13 protein-coding genes are annotated in these 14,127 nt (G+C 46.8%); 10 read left to right on the forward strand and 3 right to left on the reverse strand.

Annotated features, from left to right (window positions below; genetic code table 11):
* Window positions 1-12: 12 nt before the first annotated feature.
* Complete coding sequence (locus tag SH580_RS06295) at window positions 13-1,035, reverse strand: glycosyltransferase (protein WP_319834160.1); 1,023 nt, start codon at window positions 1,033-1,035, stop codon at window positions 13-15.
* Between the two features lie 113 nt (window positions 1,036-1,148).
* Here SH580_RS06295 and SH580_RS06300 point away from each other — a divergent pair, with 113 nt between their 5' ends.
* From SH580_RS06300 to SH580_RS06310, 3 genes are read left to right on the forward strand one after another with little or no spacing between them, the layout of a single operon-like run.
* Window positions 1,149-2,174: a glycosyltransferase family protein gene (locus tag SH580_RS06300; RefSeq protein ID WP_319834161.1), complete on the forward strand. Its 1,026-nt coding sequence runs from the start codon at window positions 1,149-1,151 to the stop codon at window positions 2,172-2,174.
* Complete coding sequence (locus SH580_RS06305) at window positions 2,158-2,847, forward strand: YrbL family protein (protein ID WP_319834162.1); 690 nt, start codon at window positions 2,158-2,160, stop codon at window positions 2,845-2,847. The genes SH580_RS06300 and SH580_RS06305 overlap by 17 nt, the downstream gene beginning before the upstream one ends.
* Window positions 2,848-2,887: 40 nt before the next feature.
* Window positions 2,888-3,556, forward strand: coding sequence for a YrbL family protein (locus SH580_RS06310; protein ID WP_319834163.1), 669 nt, complete (start codon window positions 2,888-2,890; stop codon window positions 3,554-3,556).
* On the opposite strand, the gene SH580_RS06315 is transcribed toward SH580_RS06310, so the two are convergent.
* A complete protein-coding gene (locus SH580_RS06315) occupies window positions 3,536-4,396 on the reverse strand; it encodes a GT-D fold domain-containing glycosyltransferase (protein WP_319834164.1) in 861 nt (286 codons plus the stop codon). The two genes, SH580_RS06310 and SH580_RS06315, sit on opposite strands and share 21 nt — an antisense overlap.
* 21 nt (window positions 4,397-4,417) lie before the next feature.
* On the opposite strand from SH580_RS06315, the gene SH580_RS06320 reads away from it, so the two are divergent.
* From SH580_RS06320 to SH580_RS06350, 7 genes are all read left to right on the forward strand, one after another.
* Window positions 4,418-5,275: a hypothetical protein gene (locus tag SH580_RS06320; RefSeq protein WP_319834165.1), complete on the forward strand. Its 858-nt coding sequence runs from the start codon at window positions 4,418-4,420 to the stop codon at window positions 5,273-5,275.
* 13 nt (window positions 5,276-5,288) lie between these two features.
* Window positions 5,289-6,542, forward strand: a complete 1,254-nt coding sequence (locus tag SH580_RS06325; protein ID WP_319834166.1) for a glycosyltransferase — start codon at window positions 5,289-5,291, stop codon at window positions 6,540-6,542.
* Between the two features lie 109 nt (window positions 6,543-6,651).
* Window positions 6,652-7,869: an alcohol dehydrogenase catalytic domain-containing protein gene (locus SH580_RS06330; protein ID WP_319834167.1), complete on the forward strand. Its 1,218-nt coding sequence runs from the start codon at window positions 6,652-6,654 to the stop codon at window positions 7,867-7,869.
* A 5-nt stretch (window positions 7,870-7,874) separates the two neighbouring features.
* Complete coding sequence (locus SH580_RS06335) at window positions 7,875-8,756, forward strand: glycosyltransferase family 2 protein (protein ID WP_319834168.1); 882 nt, start codon at window positions 7,875-7,877, stop codon at window positions 8,754-8,756.
* Window positions 8,757-8,772: 16 nt separating this feature from the next.
* Complete coding sequence (locus SH580_RS06340; RefSeq protein WP_319834169.1) at window positions 8,773-10,098, forward strand: enolase C-terminal domain-like protein; 1,326 nt, start codon at window positions 8,773-8,775, stop codon at window positions 10,096-10,098.
* A gap of 64 nt (window positions 10,099-10,162) precedes the next feature.
* Entirely contained in the window at window positions 10,163-10,879 is a 717-nt protein-coding gene (locus tag SH580_RS06345) for an acylneuraminate cytidylyltransferase family protein (protein WP_319834170.1), read from the forward strand.
* A gap of 10 nt (window positions 10,880-10,889) precedes the next feature.
* Entirely contained in the window at window positions 10,890-12,311 is a 1,422-nt protein-coding gene (locus SH580_RS06350; protein WP_319834171.1) for a hypothetical protein, read from the forward strand.
* Between the two features lie 15 nt (window positions 12,312-12,326).
* On the opposite strand, the gene SH580_RS06355 is transcribed toward SH580_RS06350, so the two are convergent.
* A complete protein-coding gene (locus SH580_RS06355; protein ID WP_319834172.1) occupies window positions 12,327-14,117 on the reverse strand; it encodes a hypothetical protein in 1,791 nt (596 codons plus the stop codon).
* Window positions 14,118-14,127 lie beyond the last annotated feature (10 nt).

Raw genomic sequence — 14,127 nt, forward strand, 5'->3', positions numbered from 1 at the left:
CTTAAAATGCTGCTATGAAGCAGCAATCACGCGACGGTAAAGCGCCTCAATACGCGGAATGACCGCAGCCTCATAATAACGATCTCGGTAAAGTTGCAAAGCAGTCTCGGCCCGTTGATCAGCCGCAAGGCGATCATTTTCCACCGCCAACATCCCTTTAAATAAGTCGCCTTCGCTGCCGATTTCGACTAAAATAGCAGTGTCCGCATTCAGAACCTCCAACGGCCCTTTTGTCTTCGTACTAACGATCGGCACTCCACTCGCCATCGCTTCCAACATGACAACACCAAAGGGCTCATCCAATGAAGGAAGTACAAACAAATCGGCCATGCTTAAGGCATCCGAGACATCATCGATCCACACGCCGAGCTCCACCTGTTGCGATAGTTTCAAGTCGGCGGCAAGTGCCAGCAAAGCCGCAAGTTCGCTGCCTTGTCCCCCAATCACCAATTGAGCATCGATGCCGGCATCTAATAAACTGCGAAAGGCACGTAACAACACATCAAAGCCCTTCTTAGGCACATAACGACCATAAGTCAGAATCCGCAGTGGCCCTGCTGAGGCTTTTTTGACGAAATCAACGGGTTCGATTCTCGAAAAATTTGGGACAACTTCGACTCTGTCCTCCGGCCAATTCGCTTCGAGCACATGGCGTCGCTGATCCTGAGTCGTACAAAACAGTGTATGCACATACTTATAACGTGCAAGCTGCACATAATTGTGCAGCTTCGCAACGACTGGGACACCTGCTCGCTTGGCGGCTCGCCCCCCATGCCAAGCCGCTCGTTTCAACTGCGTATGCACAATCTCCGTGCCAAACTCAAGTAAGAGCTTCTCAATCTTGCGGGGAGTCAAAAAATCCCACTCTCCTCCGGCACGAACCCTGCAAAGCTCCAAATTCGGCACATTCTCCAACAAGTTTTGCTTTGAAAATTCCGCATGGCAAATCGCTTGAACTGCGTGCCCTCGCGCGGCCAGTGCCAGCGCCGTGTCCACAAACGAACGCTCCGCGCCACCAAAAGCTTTGCCCAACATTATTTGAGAAATACGCATGATAGCCCACCAAAAATGCTCGAAGCCACAAGTAAGACAAATACAAAATAATTCGCATCGACTCCGCTGAGATGTTGAAGAAGGATCAAAAATCAATGCGCATACTACATTCAGACAATTTGATGATACGTCGCTACGGGCACACCAAGGTAGCCACCGGACGTAAGCTCTTTAACGGCATGATTCGGAATAATTGGAAGGTATATGAATTTAGCGAACGCGACATTGCCAAGTTCGAAGCACCTCTGGGCATCAAACCTCTGGGTATTCGGGCAGCCAATAGACGTTTCATTGAAACATTCGATAATTTCAAACCCGATGTATGCATAATCGGGCACAGTGACCTGCTGACGAACAAGACGCTACAAAGCGTAAAAAAACTCTCACCAAGCACACCCATTATTTATCGTAACGTTGACCCCCTCTGGCGGGAACGAAACGTAAAGATGATCCACCACCGCAAAGAAGTAGTGGATGCTATATTTGTAACCACTGCCGGCGAACCACTGAAACAGTTTAAAACGAGTAACAACATCGTAGGCTACATCCCCAACCCGACGGATCCCGGCGTCGAGACCTTTGACAATTCCAAGAAAACCGAATTTACACATGACCTGCTCTACTGCGGAAAGGGCAGTCAATCCGATGACCGTTACCAACTGCTGGTAGAACTCCACGCAGACCTGAAGAACGAGCTTCGCTTCGACACCTACGGCATCTACGGCCATCCTCCAATCTTCGGCCAAAGCTACGACGATGCACTTTCCAGTAGCAAAATGGCGCTCAACCTAAACCGTTTTGAGGATTGGCCATGGTATTCCTCCGCACGTATCTCTCAACTCATGGGCAATGGCCTCCTCACCTTTGTCTGGGACAAAGGTGATATGCGACAATTTTTCAACGATGAGCATGTCGTATTCTTTCAAGACTCCGCATCACTTAAAAAGCAAATCCGCAACTTTCACAACGATGACGCTCGTCGTCAAACTGTCGCAGGCCAGGGAAGAAAGTTCTATCATGAGGAGTTCTCCGGGCAAAAAGTAGCCAGCTACATGGTTGAAACGACACTGAATTTACCTTACTCTCACGATTACCTTTGGAAAGATGCCGTCTACCAATAAGCCATTAATAGAGCTCAAAAATAAAGAGCCTTTCAGCTCAGGTGGCAATCGGCTCTGCTTTCGTCACCCTGATGACAGAGCGCGTTGCCTCAAAGTAATCCGACCAGACCGGACACCCGACATTCGTCGAGCCGAAAAAGGCTTTCCAGCTAATCTGCGTCCATTAAAAGCATTCGATGAGAATTTGGTCGAAGAAAGTGTATTGCGCGGTCTACTGCATCGTTTCCCCAGCGAAATCAGACGACACTTACCGCAGTCTTATGGTATGATCGATACCGATCTCGGTCCCGCCCATGAGACCGATTTGATTTGTGATGCAGACGGTTTAATCTCGCAGACATTGGAACAGTACATCTGGAAATATGGAATCGATACGACAGTCCAAACGGCCATCTCAGAATTCAAGCAGGACTGGTCGACTCGCCCCCCCAATACACGCGACCTCATCCCACATAACTTCGTCATCCACATCAACGAATCTAAAGGCCATCTGTATCTAATTGATGGCTACGGCCGTCAACCTCGCATAAAATGGTTACAAAAGGACACCATGCCAGCTTCACGCCTTCGCCGACGCTTTGAAAACTTTGACCATCGCATCGCTCTGATCCTTGAACGCAAAGCGAACAACAACGGCCCGAAGCACCGAATAAACAATTTAAAAAGGACTTAATCTCCTTGCTTCTGCACCGTAATTAACGGAGCCTACACAGATGATACATCTATCTGACCATAAGGCCTTTGCGATTGGGAATCATCGTGCGATTTACACCCACCCGCATCGCCGTGATAGATGCGTTAAAGTGAATCATGCGCACATGCCCCCAGCTTTAAAGCGGCAACTGGTACCATGGTATCAGAGGTTTCGACGCTCATTTCACTTTGATGAGAATTTGGCAGAATTACGCCAGATCACCAAGATTCACGATAGAGCAACAACCACTTGTCTGAGCATACCAACTGTTGAAGGGATGGTGGAAACCGACTTAGGCCCCGGCTTGGTCGTTGAACTAATTACCGATGCCAATGGCAGTATTAGTCGCACTGCCATTGAATATGTAAAACTTTTTGGCTATACGCCAGAAGTAAAAACTGCGCTAAATAATTTACGCAGTAGCATGGTACAACACAACATTCAGCTAAAAGACCCCGGCACCAGTAATATCGTTTTTCAACAAAGAGAGGATCACACATTACGTGCTGTTATCATCGATGGACTTGGGGCCCCCACGATACTCCCCATTCATCGCCTCTCACCAAAGCATTCAACCATGCGTATAGATGCCAAAATCTCAAAGATAAAGAGGCGCCTGAAAAAAACCAAAACTCTGAATTCTGGCGGTAAAGAGACTCCAACTGATTTACTTCAAATCAGGGAATAAACGATCCCGCACTTTCCTATATTTGCCAGGCATTTGGCCAAAATCGATCGCCTGATACCCCATACGCCCCAAATCATAAGCCATCACAGTGGCGGTAGGCCCCAACACCAGCAGGATTAAATACTGTGTTTTATCATAGGCTTGGACCTTCTGCAGGATCGAATCATACTCGTGGAAAGCATTCTTCGCCGGACCATAGACATAATCAACTGAGGCCACATTATCGAAGAGTTCATGCTCAAAATGAAATCGACTGCCCTTTCCGACAACTATAACGACTTTCCGCCCAGCCCAAAGACTTTTAATGAGTTGCACACGTTGTGTAAACTCCGCCCGGCTGCCAGTGGGCAAACGATGAAAAAGGCCGGTGGAATCGTAAATGCGGTCAGTATCCAAAAGACCGAGAACCTCTCTACCGATACGAATAATGAACTTTTGCCAAATGCGCCCCAAGGAGTCAAAATCTCTCACAGGATGGATGGCGACTAAGACATTTGGATCCGAAGAACGCAATACTTCTAACATCCTCTGATTGAGAGTTTCATTTACATCCTGAAAGGACTTATGCCTCTCCCCAATAATCAGTTTAAACTCTCCATCACCAAAACGTGTGATGCTTTTCCGACTTTGAATCAACCTTTCCAGGGATTGCTCTTCAGAATACACTTTAGGATATTCACTCACAAATGACTCAATCTGCGAGCGGAAGAGTCGAATCACCCAAGCATCGCCAGCCTCCCGCACTCTCTTCCTTAGAGGAACTGAAGGAAGGAAACAGGACACTAACAAACAAGTCTTGCGAATAATTGCCCTAAGCATCATTTTGAAAATGGTCATCATAAAGTTTTTATTTCAATTAAAATGCCGAAACCAAGCAAATATGGCCCCCTCAAGCCCATTTATCAGCTAACTTTCAATTTGAGCCAATCATCTGCTTCGAAATGCTCGTTGGCATATTCAGGACGCGAAGACGGCATCGGTGCACAAATCCACTCACTTTTCTCCTTACACGCATACGCAAAACTTCGAGGAATGACGGTACTACCGCAAGCCTTGTCCAATATTGCGCATAACGACCAAGAAGACCCTGATTGGGATGACAAGTGGAACCGTTTTTTTAATTTACCAAGATCCAGGACGACGCCCCAAGAACCGTATATTAAACGCATAAAGCTCGAACGTCTTTTTTTTCCGACTTCGGGCACTTGTTATGTCACCCAGAAAGCGCATACAATCACAGATCTGTTTCCCGAATCCTACCGTGCAGTCATGCCAGAGCTAAGAAAGCAATATGATCAGGCACCCATCGAGAAAACCCACTTCTTAAAGGATGATAGGATCAGTGTCGCAATACATTTACGCCTAGGAGATGTCGCCAACCATAGCGCCCGCTCCAGTCGAATAGACCGTGCCGTGCAACAAATAAGCACGATTCGTAAATATCTAGAACAAAAGGGAGAAAATTTTGAAATTCTAGTTTTATCCCAAGGCTCTCCAGCAAATTTCACTCCGTTAGTCGACTTAGGCGCTCAACTCCACTTAAATGAAGATTTGTTCAAAACATTTCACACATTAGTCTGCGCTGACATACTCTGTATGGCAAAAAGCTCGCTCTCTTACGCAGCAGCCTTACTCAATCAAAAAACAGTGATCTACGAACCCTTCTGGCACCCCAAATTACCGAATTGGCTCAATGATGCCAATCAGCTGCCTCAATAACATAAGCCCTTCCATGAATCCAATTCGAGTTCTACACATTGGCACATCCAGCAAAGGCGGCGCATCCCGTGCGATGCTAAGAATTGTAAAAGCGCAGGAATCTGATTTGATTAATACCTATGGTGCATTTCATCTGGGTCCCACTCCAGGCCCCAATTGGCATCGCTTAGCGGCCCCGAAAAAGGACTGGAGCTTCCCCCTCAGACGTTTGCGCATGAGTATCGCAAAGAAAGGCCGCGATCGAAGCTTGGAAAGTTTCACCCCCGCCACCCCTGGGCGTAGCCTACACATCCCAGCCGAACTACTGGCTGAAATACAAATTGTAAATTTCCACTATTTGGGCGGGCAAATCTGGAACCTATCTGAACTATTTGCATCTATTCCGCCCCACATACCAATTGTCGTGACAATGCACGACATGAATCAAGTGACTGGCGGATGCCATTACTCCAATGGTTGCACTCAATATAAAGATAGCTGCAACAGCTGCCCACAACTCCCAGGCACCCTCGGCAACAAGATCAGTCAAGAAACTTTCCACAGCAAGCAAGCCCTATACCGGGCAAGAGAAACTAACTTTGTCCTACCCTCAAAATGGCTCGAGCGTATCACTCGCGAAAGTAGCCTCGGACAACTCGGCCACCGTATAGACTATATCGGATACCCATTCCCACAACTAAAGCCACTCATCCAACGCGAAAAGGCTCAGGCAAAACTACAACTGAAGCCCAGCTCAAAAAAACGAATTTTAATCGTCGCTCAAGATTTGGCGAATCGTCGCAAAGGAACCTACCTACTCATCGACGCACTACTACAAAATCGACTACCAGAATGCACATTATTGCTGATGGGGAAGAAAATTGACATAACAGATGATCGAATCGAACAACTCGGATTCATCAACGACGATGAAATGCTGAGGAACGCCTATGCCTCTGCCAACGTGCTCTGCTTGCCCTCAATAGAAGAAAACCTAGCACAAACTGGCATCGAAAGCCTGGCTGAGGGCACCCCTGTGGTCTGCTTCGATAGAACAGGCCCAGCGGACTATGTCATCGACGGAGAGACAGGCATCAGGGCGCCAGAATGCACAGCCATCGCCTTAGCCGAAGCGCTCATAAATTGCTTAAGTCATGCGCAAATGTCCGAGCAATCCTATGTACGTGAAGCTTACAGCCAAATTTACGAGAGCACATATTCTACACAGTTCATTCGAAAGCGCTACCACGAAGTCTACAAACAGCTGTTAACGGAGAAAACCACCTAGGCCCCTCCTATCCGCGCAATCATAATTACCTTATAAAAATGACTTTACCTGCCGTTTTCCCGCTCATTTAACTCAAATCCTGAAGCCCGGCAAAACCACACAACAGACAATGAAAAATAGACAGATTGAAACCACTTGGAAAGACCGAGAAGCAGGCACCTTAAAAACTCAATTGATTGAGTCTCAAGTACCGGCCCTAAAACCAGGTGAAATCTTAGTCAAATTATTACATGTGCCCATGCATGGGAGTTTTTGGTTGGCCACACATCCAAATGGCATTCACCCCCGAAAGGAAGAGTTTTTGAGTGAGGGACGATTCGTATTCGGCAACGGTGGCGTCGCACAAGTCGTTGATACAACACTAGACGAACGAGACTTCCGCAAGGGAGACTACGTTTGCATATTTGGACATATTCCTTGCCGCCGATACAATTGCTATGCCTGCACAGTCCTACATCGCTATTCAGAATGTGATTTCAATGAAAGCTCCATCCTAGGTCACGGCAAGGGCTCAACTGAAGGAACCTATGCGGAATACGCCGTGTTGCCGCGCCATTCATATGAAATCTGCTTTCGTCGAGAAGAATCCCCCTCTACGAGCCTGCTAAAATCATTTATGTTTGGCTTTCTTTTTGCAGATGTTCGCAATGCCCTGACTCGACACATGGATTCCTTACGCATGCGCCGTATGCTACTAATCGGAGCTGGGTTTTCCGGTATGATTGCAGCCTACATCCACAATCGGACATGCCCCGAATCAAAAATATTCGTAGTTGATTCTTCGCCCGAACGTTTGGCACACTTAAAGTCGATCGATCCAGAAGGAATCGGGACCTACCTACTGCCCCACTCGATTGCGACGGAATTAAATAGCCGTCACCAACATGTCGGCTTCAGGCATGAACTCTCCAGCATAATCGATGACGTGTCTAAAGAAATGCATGCACATTTCGGAGGAAGAAGCTGCAATTTACTATTCGATAGTTCATCCGGCAACACCACTCCTATCTGGGACAATCCACAAATACTTGCGCCATCGGCACACTGCATACCCTTTGGATTTGGGTCACAATACATCTTACTCAGTAAGGAGCTCATACAAATGTCTGGTTTGACCATAATGATGTCACGGGGCGTCGGCAACATCCGTAACCGTAAAGAAGTGATCGAGCTGATCAAAGCTGGCGCAGGGAAATTCATCAATGAAAAGCTGCTAGCAGAAACGAAAGAGCTACATGGAATAGATGAAGCAGCAACATTTATAGAGCAGATGCAGAACCCTCCACGCCAACTTCATGAAATATCACATGCATATATCTCTTTTTAAATATTATGCGCGTAGATTGGATCTTACTACTTTACAATCGACCAGAGCATAGCAGACGAGTTTTAGAAAGCTTAGCCAATAACCAGATCGACCGTATTTTCGTTTATATCGACCATCCGCAAGACTCGACAGCGCGATACGCCCAAAAAGAGTTACTCCAAATCCTAGAGGCACCATGGCCATTTGAAATTAAGTTAACGCAACGCCAAGAAAGCTTCGGACTGGCACGCAGTGTCTGCACTTCACTAAACGATGCATTCAAAGATGGCGCCGAAGCTGCTGTATTACTCGAAGACGACTGCGTATTAAAGGATAATGGCAAGCACTTCTTCGAAGCAGGACTACAATACCTAAAAAACGACAAGTCCGTCCGTAGCCTCTGCGGTTATACAAACCCACAATGCCCTTTCGTATTTGAGCCGGGCAGCGACCTATTGTCGCTGCATCGTTTCTCAACTTGGGGTTGGGCCACATGGTCGGACCGCTGGCAAGACTACAACCGCGACAGCACCCTCGGCTCACTCTTAGAGCGCACAAAAACCTCGGTAGAATCCATCAAGCATTTCGCACCAGATCTCGCAACACTTTGTCAAGATTCAGATTATTTAAATGGCTTTATAGATATATGGAGCGTGCCTTGGACCCTACTCCACTTTCTGACGGAGACATATGCCATTTTTCCGATCGAGTCTGTAATCGAAAACATCGGTTTAGATGGTAGCGGTTCGAATTGCTCAGAAACTGATGTCTTTAACATAAAAAATGCACCCAACACCGTAAAATCGGCCTATACATGGGATCGAAGAAACTACATTTTCCAGAACGAAGATCTAATACGTATATTTATGGAATCTCATGGCTTGAAAACCTTTCCATCAAAGTCTTAATTGAACCCATTCACGCATGCCCAAACAAACCATTGAAGAAATAGAAATCATCCCTGTCGCGGGTTACGACAGCATGCTACTCAATTTGAGCGGTGCGCACACACCCACATTCTCGCGCATACTGGTGATCATCACGGATAACCACGGGCGCGAAGGCATCGGAGAGATACCATGCAGCCAATCCATATTAAGCATGCTCGATTTAATAGCCCCCTCCTTGCGCGGCCAAACAGTCGAAAACTATAGATCCCTACTCCGATCGTTACTCGATCGCTACAAAGAGCACGACGCGGCAGGACGCGGCCTACAGACTTTCGACCAACGCACAACAATCCATGCAGTAACCGCAATCGAGGCTGCCCTGCTCGACCTCAGGGGCAAGACGCTAGGCATGCCAGTCTGTGAACTACTCGGACGTGGAAAAATAAGAGAGTCCATCCCCTTTCTTGCTTATTTATTTTTCATAGGAGAATCCGAAGCCACAGAATTTGATTATAAACAAGAGATCACGCAGCCAAATAGCTGGCATTCAGCACGCCGCTCACCTGCGATGGATACTCAGGCAATTATTGAGCAAGCCGGGCTAGTTGCTGAAACCTATGGCTTTAAGGACTTTAAACTCAAAGGCGGTGTTTTCGCACCAGAAAAGGAAATCGAAGCAGTCATCGGCCTCAGTCAAACATTTCCGCAAGCACACTTAACTTTAGATCCGAACGGCTGCTGGGACCTAGCAACTGCACTCGAAGCAGCCAAACAGCTGAAAGGAAGGGTTAGTTACCTCGAAGACCCATGCGGAGCAGAAGGACGCTTCTCCTCTCGCGAGATCATGGCCGAGTTCAGGCAACGTAGCGGCATCCCGACAGCAACCAATATGGTCGCCACTGACAGTCGAGAACTCGCTCACGCAATCAAGCAATCCGCCGTAGATATTCCGCTCGCTGACCCACATTTCTGGGGAATGGAAGGAGCCGTTCAGGTTTCGAATCTGTGCCGGCAAAACGGCTTGTGTTGGGGTGCCCACTCCAACAACCACTTCGATATTTCACTCGCAATGGTCAGTCAAGTGGCAGCTGCCGCGGAAGGCACGATCACGGCCATCGATACACATTGGATTTGGCAAGAAGGCCAACACCTCACTTTAAATCCACCTAAAATAATCGATGGTGCGATCCAAATAGACGACTCCGTGGGCTTGGGCGTCGAAATAGATCGAGCGGCAATTCAAAAAGCTCATGCACTCTATCAAGAAGTAGGACAGTCCGACCGTGACGATAGTCTAGCTATGCAAGCTTTAATCCCAAATTGGGAATTCGACCCGAAAAGTCCTTGCATGGTACGATAGCCGGCACGAAATTTCGAATACACTTGCGACGTAAACAGCACCGCCCCCATCCACATCCAAATTTATGAAAAAGAACATCAGCCTAGCCATCATTCCAGCTCGTGGAGGTTCTCGCGGGATTCCTCGGAAAAATTTAGAATTAATCGGCGAAAAACCACTCGTAGCACACACCATAGAGCACGCAAAAAAGGCCCAGAACGTAGATGTATTCCTAGTGAACAGCGATGATGCTGAGATTCGAGCAGTGGCTGAATCCTATGGTGCCCTAACGATGGACCGGCCGGATATGTATGCACACGACAAGATCCTACAAGAAGTGGACTTGCTCCTAAAGTGGACCGTCGAAACTTACGAAAAAGCACATCCCGAAGAGCAAGTAGATATAGTCGCATTACTGTACCCGACCGCTCCACTTCGCGACGTTAAAGCAATCGATAAAGCAATCGAGTTAGTTCGAGACCAAGACTATGACTCAGCGCTTTCCCTCTATTATGATGACTCCTATCTATGGCAGATCAATCAAGACGGAAAAACCGTTCGTCCGACAAACTACGACCCCAATAAACGCATGCCCCGACAAAAAGAATCGTGGAATCAATGGGTTGAAAATAAAGCCGTCTATGCAATTAAACGTAGTATTCTATTTGAGGTGGGACGTATCGGTCCCAAAACAGGCTTAGTTGAGATGGACAAATGGCGCTCCATAGACATCGATAACCCTAGCGATTTAGAATTAGCGAGAGCGGTCTATAAAGAAAAGCAAGACGAACTCGATTCGTAGGAAACTGAGAATGGAAAACAAAAAAACAAAAGTCCTGCTAGTAATCGCTGGAGATTTATTTGTTCGAAATTACATACGCTCAGGTGTTGCCCACAAAATTTCAGAAGCATTTCAGCTATCTATCATCGCCAATGACGCATGTAGCCTAAAGGCAGACCTTGAAAGCGCCCCGAACTTCTCAGGCTACTTCAAAACCGACCCAAAACACGAAGCGGCCCATTATAATTACTTCACCCTACTCATTTTTCGCTATCGAAACAGGTCAAAAACCTTTCCATTTCGCTTAAAAAGAGATATAGGCTGGAACCTTCCGGACGAAGCATTTTCACGAATCAAAAAGCTCAAGCTTTTATTAAAAAAGGGAAAAAGAGGGCGTGAAGCTCGCCGCTGTGTCCTGCAAGGGAATCGTCTACTGTTCAGGTTTTATAAAAAGCGAATCGAAGCCAAACTCCCGATTAATCAAGATCTATCGCAGCAAATTAGTGAGATCCGCCCCGACATCCTATTATTTCCATCATCTGCCTATGATCCTGCTGGCAATGATGTGGCTAGAATCTGTAAGAAATTAGGCATCAAAAGTGTATACTTAATTGATAATTGGGACAATTTAAGCAGTAAGTCGGTCTTCTGGGCACGACCTGACTTCTTAGGCGTCTGGAGTGAGCAACATCAAGAGCACGCCATTCGAATTCACGGTTTTGAATCATCAAGAGTCTACCCGATCGGCACACCTCGTTTTGACGACTATTTCTCCCAAAGAGGTGCCACGACATCTAAGCCTTTTGATTTCCCATATGTTGTATTCTCAGGATGCTGTCTGCCCTTTGATGAGACCACAGCATTAAAGGCACTCGATCAAGAAATCCGAGAACACCCAGAAATATACAATGAGCTTCGAATTGTCTACAGGCCCCACCCTTGGCGGCAGAAAAGAAAAGCTGAAGCCACCTTTATCGAATCTGAGTTTACACATGTAGTGTTGGATCCGCAAATCCGAGATCAGTTTCTCAGTAACTCAGAGAATATGTCTGAACAGGTATCTTTTCAACCTAGCACCGACTATTACCCTCTACTCTTAGATAACGCACAATTCGTCTGCGGCCCGCTGACTACATTTCTATTGGAAAGTTTAATCTTCAAGAAACACTACATAGGGCTTAGCTACGACGACGGAACACACATAACCAGCCCGCATAATGCATTTAAATACTATGAGATGTATAAAGGCATTGATAAACACCCAGGCGTCACACTGGTGCATAACATTCAACTCTTAACCAGTTCATTCAGAACCACCTTCGAAACATATACGCCGAACTGTAAAGAATATAAAAGCTGGGACAAAGCCCTGAACTACTACTTACGAATTGATGATAGCCCGTACCCTCAGCGTTTAACTCAACTAATTAAAGCTGTAGAAAAAGATAGTTAGAAGCAGATTCGACGGTCAACCTCCGAGCGATGCCTCGCTAGGTTGAGAGCGAATTGCAGAATAAACATATTGGCTCGGTCCGTCTCCGTGGATGCTGGAACGTGATAAATCATCAAATTCAAATCCCCAGCGTTTCATGCTTTCAATCAATCGCACAAGTGTTGAATCTTCAGGCACAAGTCTTCGGCTATGCATCCATATAAAATTAACGCTAGCAGACTGGGCCAGGCTAGACTCAACAACTTGACATGATGTTAGGTCAAGATCGACATAAAGGAAGTTGGTCGCTTGTGCATTCAACCTCTCACTCAGGGACTTGGTCTGAACAAGCACAGGCAGTAAGGGACCTGTATCCACTTCAATGAGATCGGACGGATGTTCACAATATCTACTTTCAAGATCTGGCAATTCACGAAGAATATCCACTTTTTGGTATCCGAAACGAACTAAGTTGGCTTCAAGTAAATCAGCTTGAATGGAATTTGAGCCAATGTAGCTAAGCTCAAGACCTGGACAATTACGCAAACAGCAAATGAGCTCAAGCTCACTCCCTCCAACAAAAATCGCTCGATTGATCGACTTGGAATGCGCCCTCGACCATTGATATAAGCGCGAAAGCCGATCCAGAGCACGCAGGAGTGAGCCCACGGCATGACACCGAAACGCAATCCCCTCCAAGCTTACAATACCTGATTGAGACGGGTCCAATTTCGCAAGACGCGCTCGAGTATCACCACGTAGAAACTCTAGACAGCGCTCAAGCTTCCCTTTTGCTGTGGTAGAGCTTGAAAAATCGACGAACTCATCAATTTCGATGGCACTTGAGCTCGCTCGACTGGAACGCGCCCAACCAAACAGATCAGCCAGCTCCTCGACAGGCTTCTTGTAGGCTTCCCCCAACTGCTGAGCCGCCCAATCTTTAAGTACAACCGCATCTTGAGGAGATTCATGAAACAACTGCCCATAATGCGCCCGCATCCAAGCTTGTGTCCCCCAGCTTAAGGAGTCCGCTAAAAAATCTTCCTTATCTTTGTAAATCGGTTCATTGATAAAATCTTCCGGCCGATACAGATCCTGCCACCCCCAGATAGAGATTTTACACCCTTCGTAACTCGAGTAGACGATATGCGAACCCACGCAATTCGTGGTCACGAACTCAAACTGGCTAAATAAACAACGCATGCGACGAAGAGCATTACGGTCGTAAATCCATGCGCCCATCACCCAAGGTATACCTTTGGCCTCAAATTCATGAACCCACTGCTCACGTTCGATACAATTGGCTGAGAGGCATACCAAGACATCACTAAAACCTTCTTTAATTTCAACAATACGTTCAGCATATTCCTCGGCGTTTTTCGACCAGTCTTGATCCGAATAGGTCGAAGTATGCCCTGGACACACTAACAATGATCCCTTGCGACGCTTAAGCTTTGGCTGATCCGCATACAAATATGGAAGGCCGACAGCATGCACATTCGAAAAGCCCTCAGAGCGTAAGATCGCTTCATGTTTTTGAGTGCTAACCAAATGTAGACTTTTCCGTTTCTTGAGCTGGTAGCCCCCGATGTGCTCGGCAGTAGAAACCGCGCCATGCTTCCAACCATGCTCCCAGCGAGCACCAGAGGCAGATTGCTCCACAGAGCCAAGCTGGCGTGCGACTTCGCTAGATGCGCCATAGTAATTCGCCTCTCCCTTCAATTTCTCAATAACATCAACGGGAGGCAAATGACTCACAACTTCGCTCAAAGATTCACTCAATAAAATATTAGCTGAGAAGGTCCTCCTGTAGTTATTTTTTTTCATCTATGTATAC

Source organism: Coraliomargarita algicola (assembly GCF_033878955.1).
GTDB lineage: Bacteria > Verrucomicrobiota > Verrucomicrobiia > Opitutales > Coraliomargaritaceae > Thalassobacterium > Thalassobacterium algicola.

Coding starts and splice junctions, on each gene's coding strand:
- SH580_RS06310 (WP_319834163.1), top strand. CDS start 2,888: ATGATACATCTATCTGACCATAAGGCCTTTGCGATTGGGAATCATCGT.
- SH580_RS06315 (WP_319834164.1), bottom strand. CDS start 4,396: ATGATGACCATTTTCAAAATGATGCTTAGGGCAATTATTCGCAAGACT.
- SH580_RS06350 (WP_319834171.1), top strand. CDS start 10,890: ATGGAAAACAAAAAAACAAAAGTCCTGCTAGTAATCGCTGGAGATTTA.
- SH580_RS06300 (WP_319834161.1), top strand. CDS start 1,149: ATGCGCATACTACATTCAGACAATTTGATGATACGTCGCTACGGGCAC.
- SH580_RS06340 (WP_319834169.1), top strand. CDS start 8,773: ATGCCCAAACAAACCATTGAAGAAATAGAAATCATCCCTGTCGCGGGT.
- SH580_RS06295 (WP_319834160.1), bottom strand. CDS start 1,035: ATGTTGGGCAAAGCTTTTGGTGGCGCGGAGCGTTCGTTTGTGGACACG.
- SH580_RS06325 (WP_319834166.1), top strand. CDS start 5,289: ATGAATCCAATTCGAGTTCTACACATTGGCACATCCAGCAAAGGCGGC.
- SH580_RS06330 (WP_319834167.1), top strand. CDS start 6,652: ATGAAAAATAGACAGATTGAAACCACTTGGAAAGACCGAGAAGCAGGC.
- SH580_RS06335 (WP_319834168.1), top strand. CDS start 7,875: ATGCGCGTAGATTGGATCTTACTACTTTACAATCGACCAGAGCATAGC.
- SH580_RS06320 (WP_319834165.1), top strand. CDS start 4,418: ATGCCGAAACCAAGCAAATATGGCCCCCTCAAGCCCATTTATCAGCTA.
- SH580_RS06305 (WP_319834162.1), top strand. CDS start 2,158: ATGCCGTCTACCAATAAGCCATTAATAGAGCTCAAAAATAAAGAGCCT.
- SH580_RS06355 (WP_319834172.1), bottom strand. CDS start 14,117: ATGAAAAAAAATAACTACAGGAGGACCTTCTCAGCTAATATTTTATTG.
- SH580_RS06345 (WP_319834170.1), top strand. CDS start 10,163: ATGAAAAAGAACATCAGCCTAGCCATCATTCCAGCTCGTGGAGGTTCT.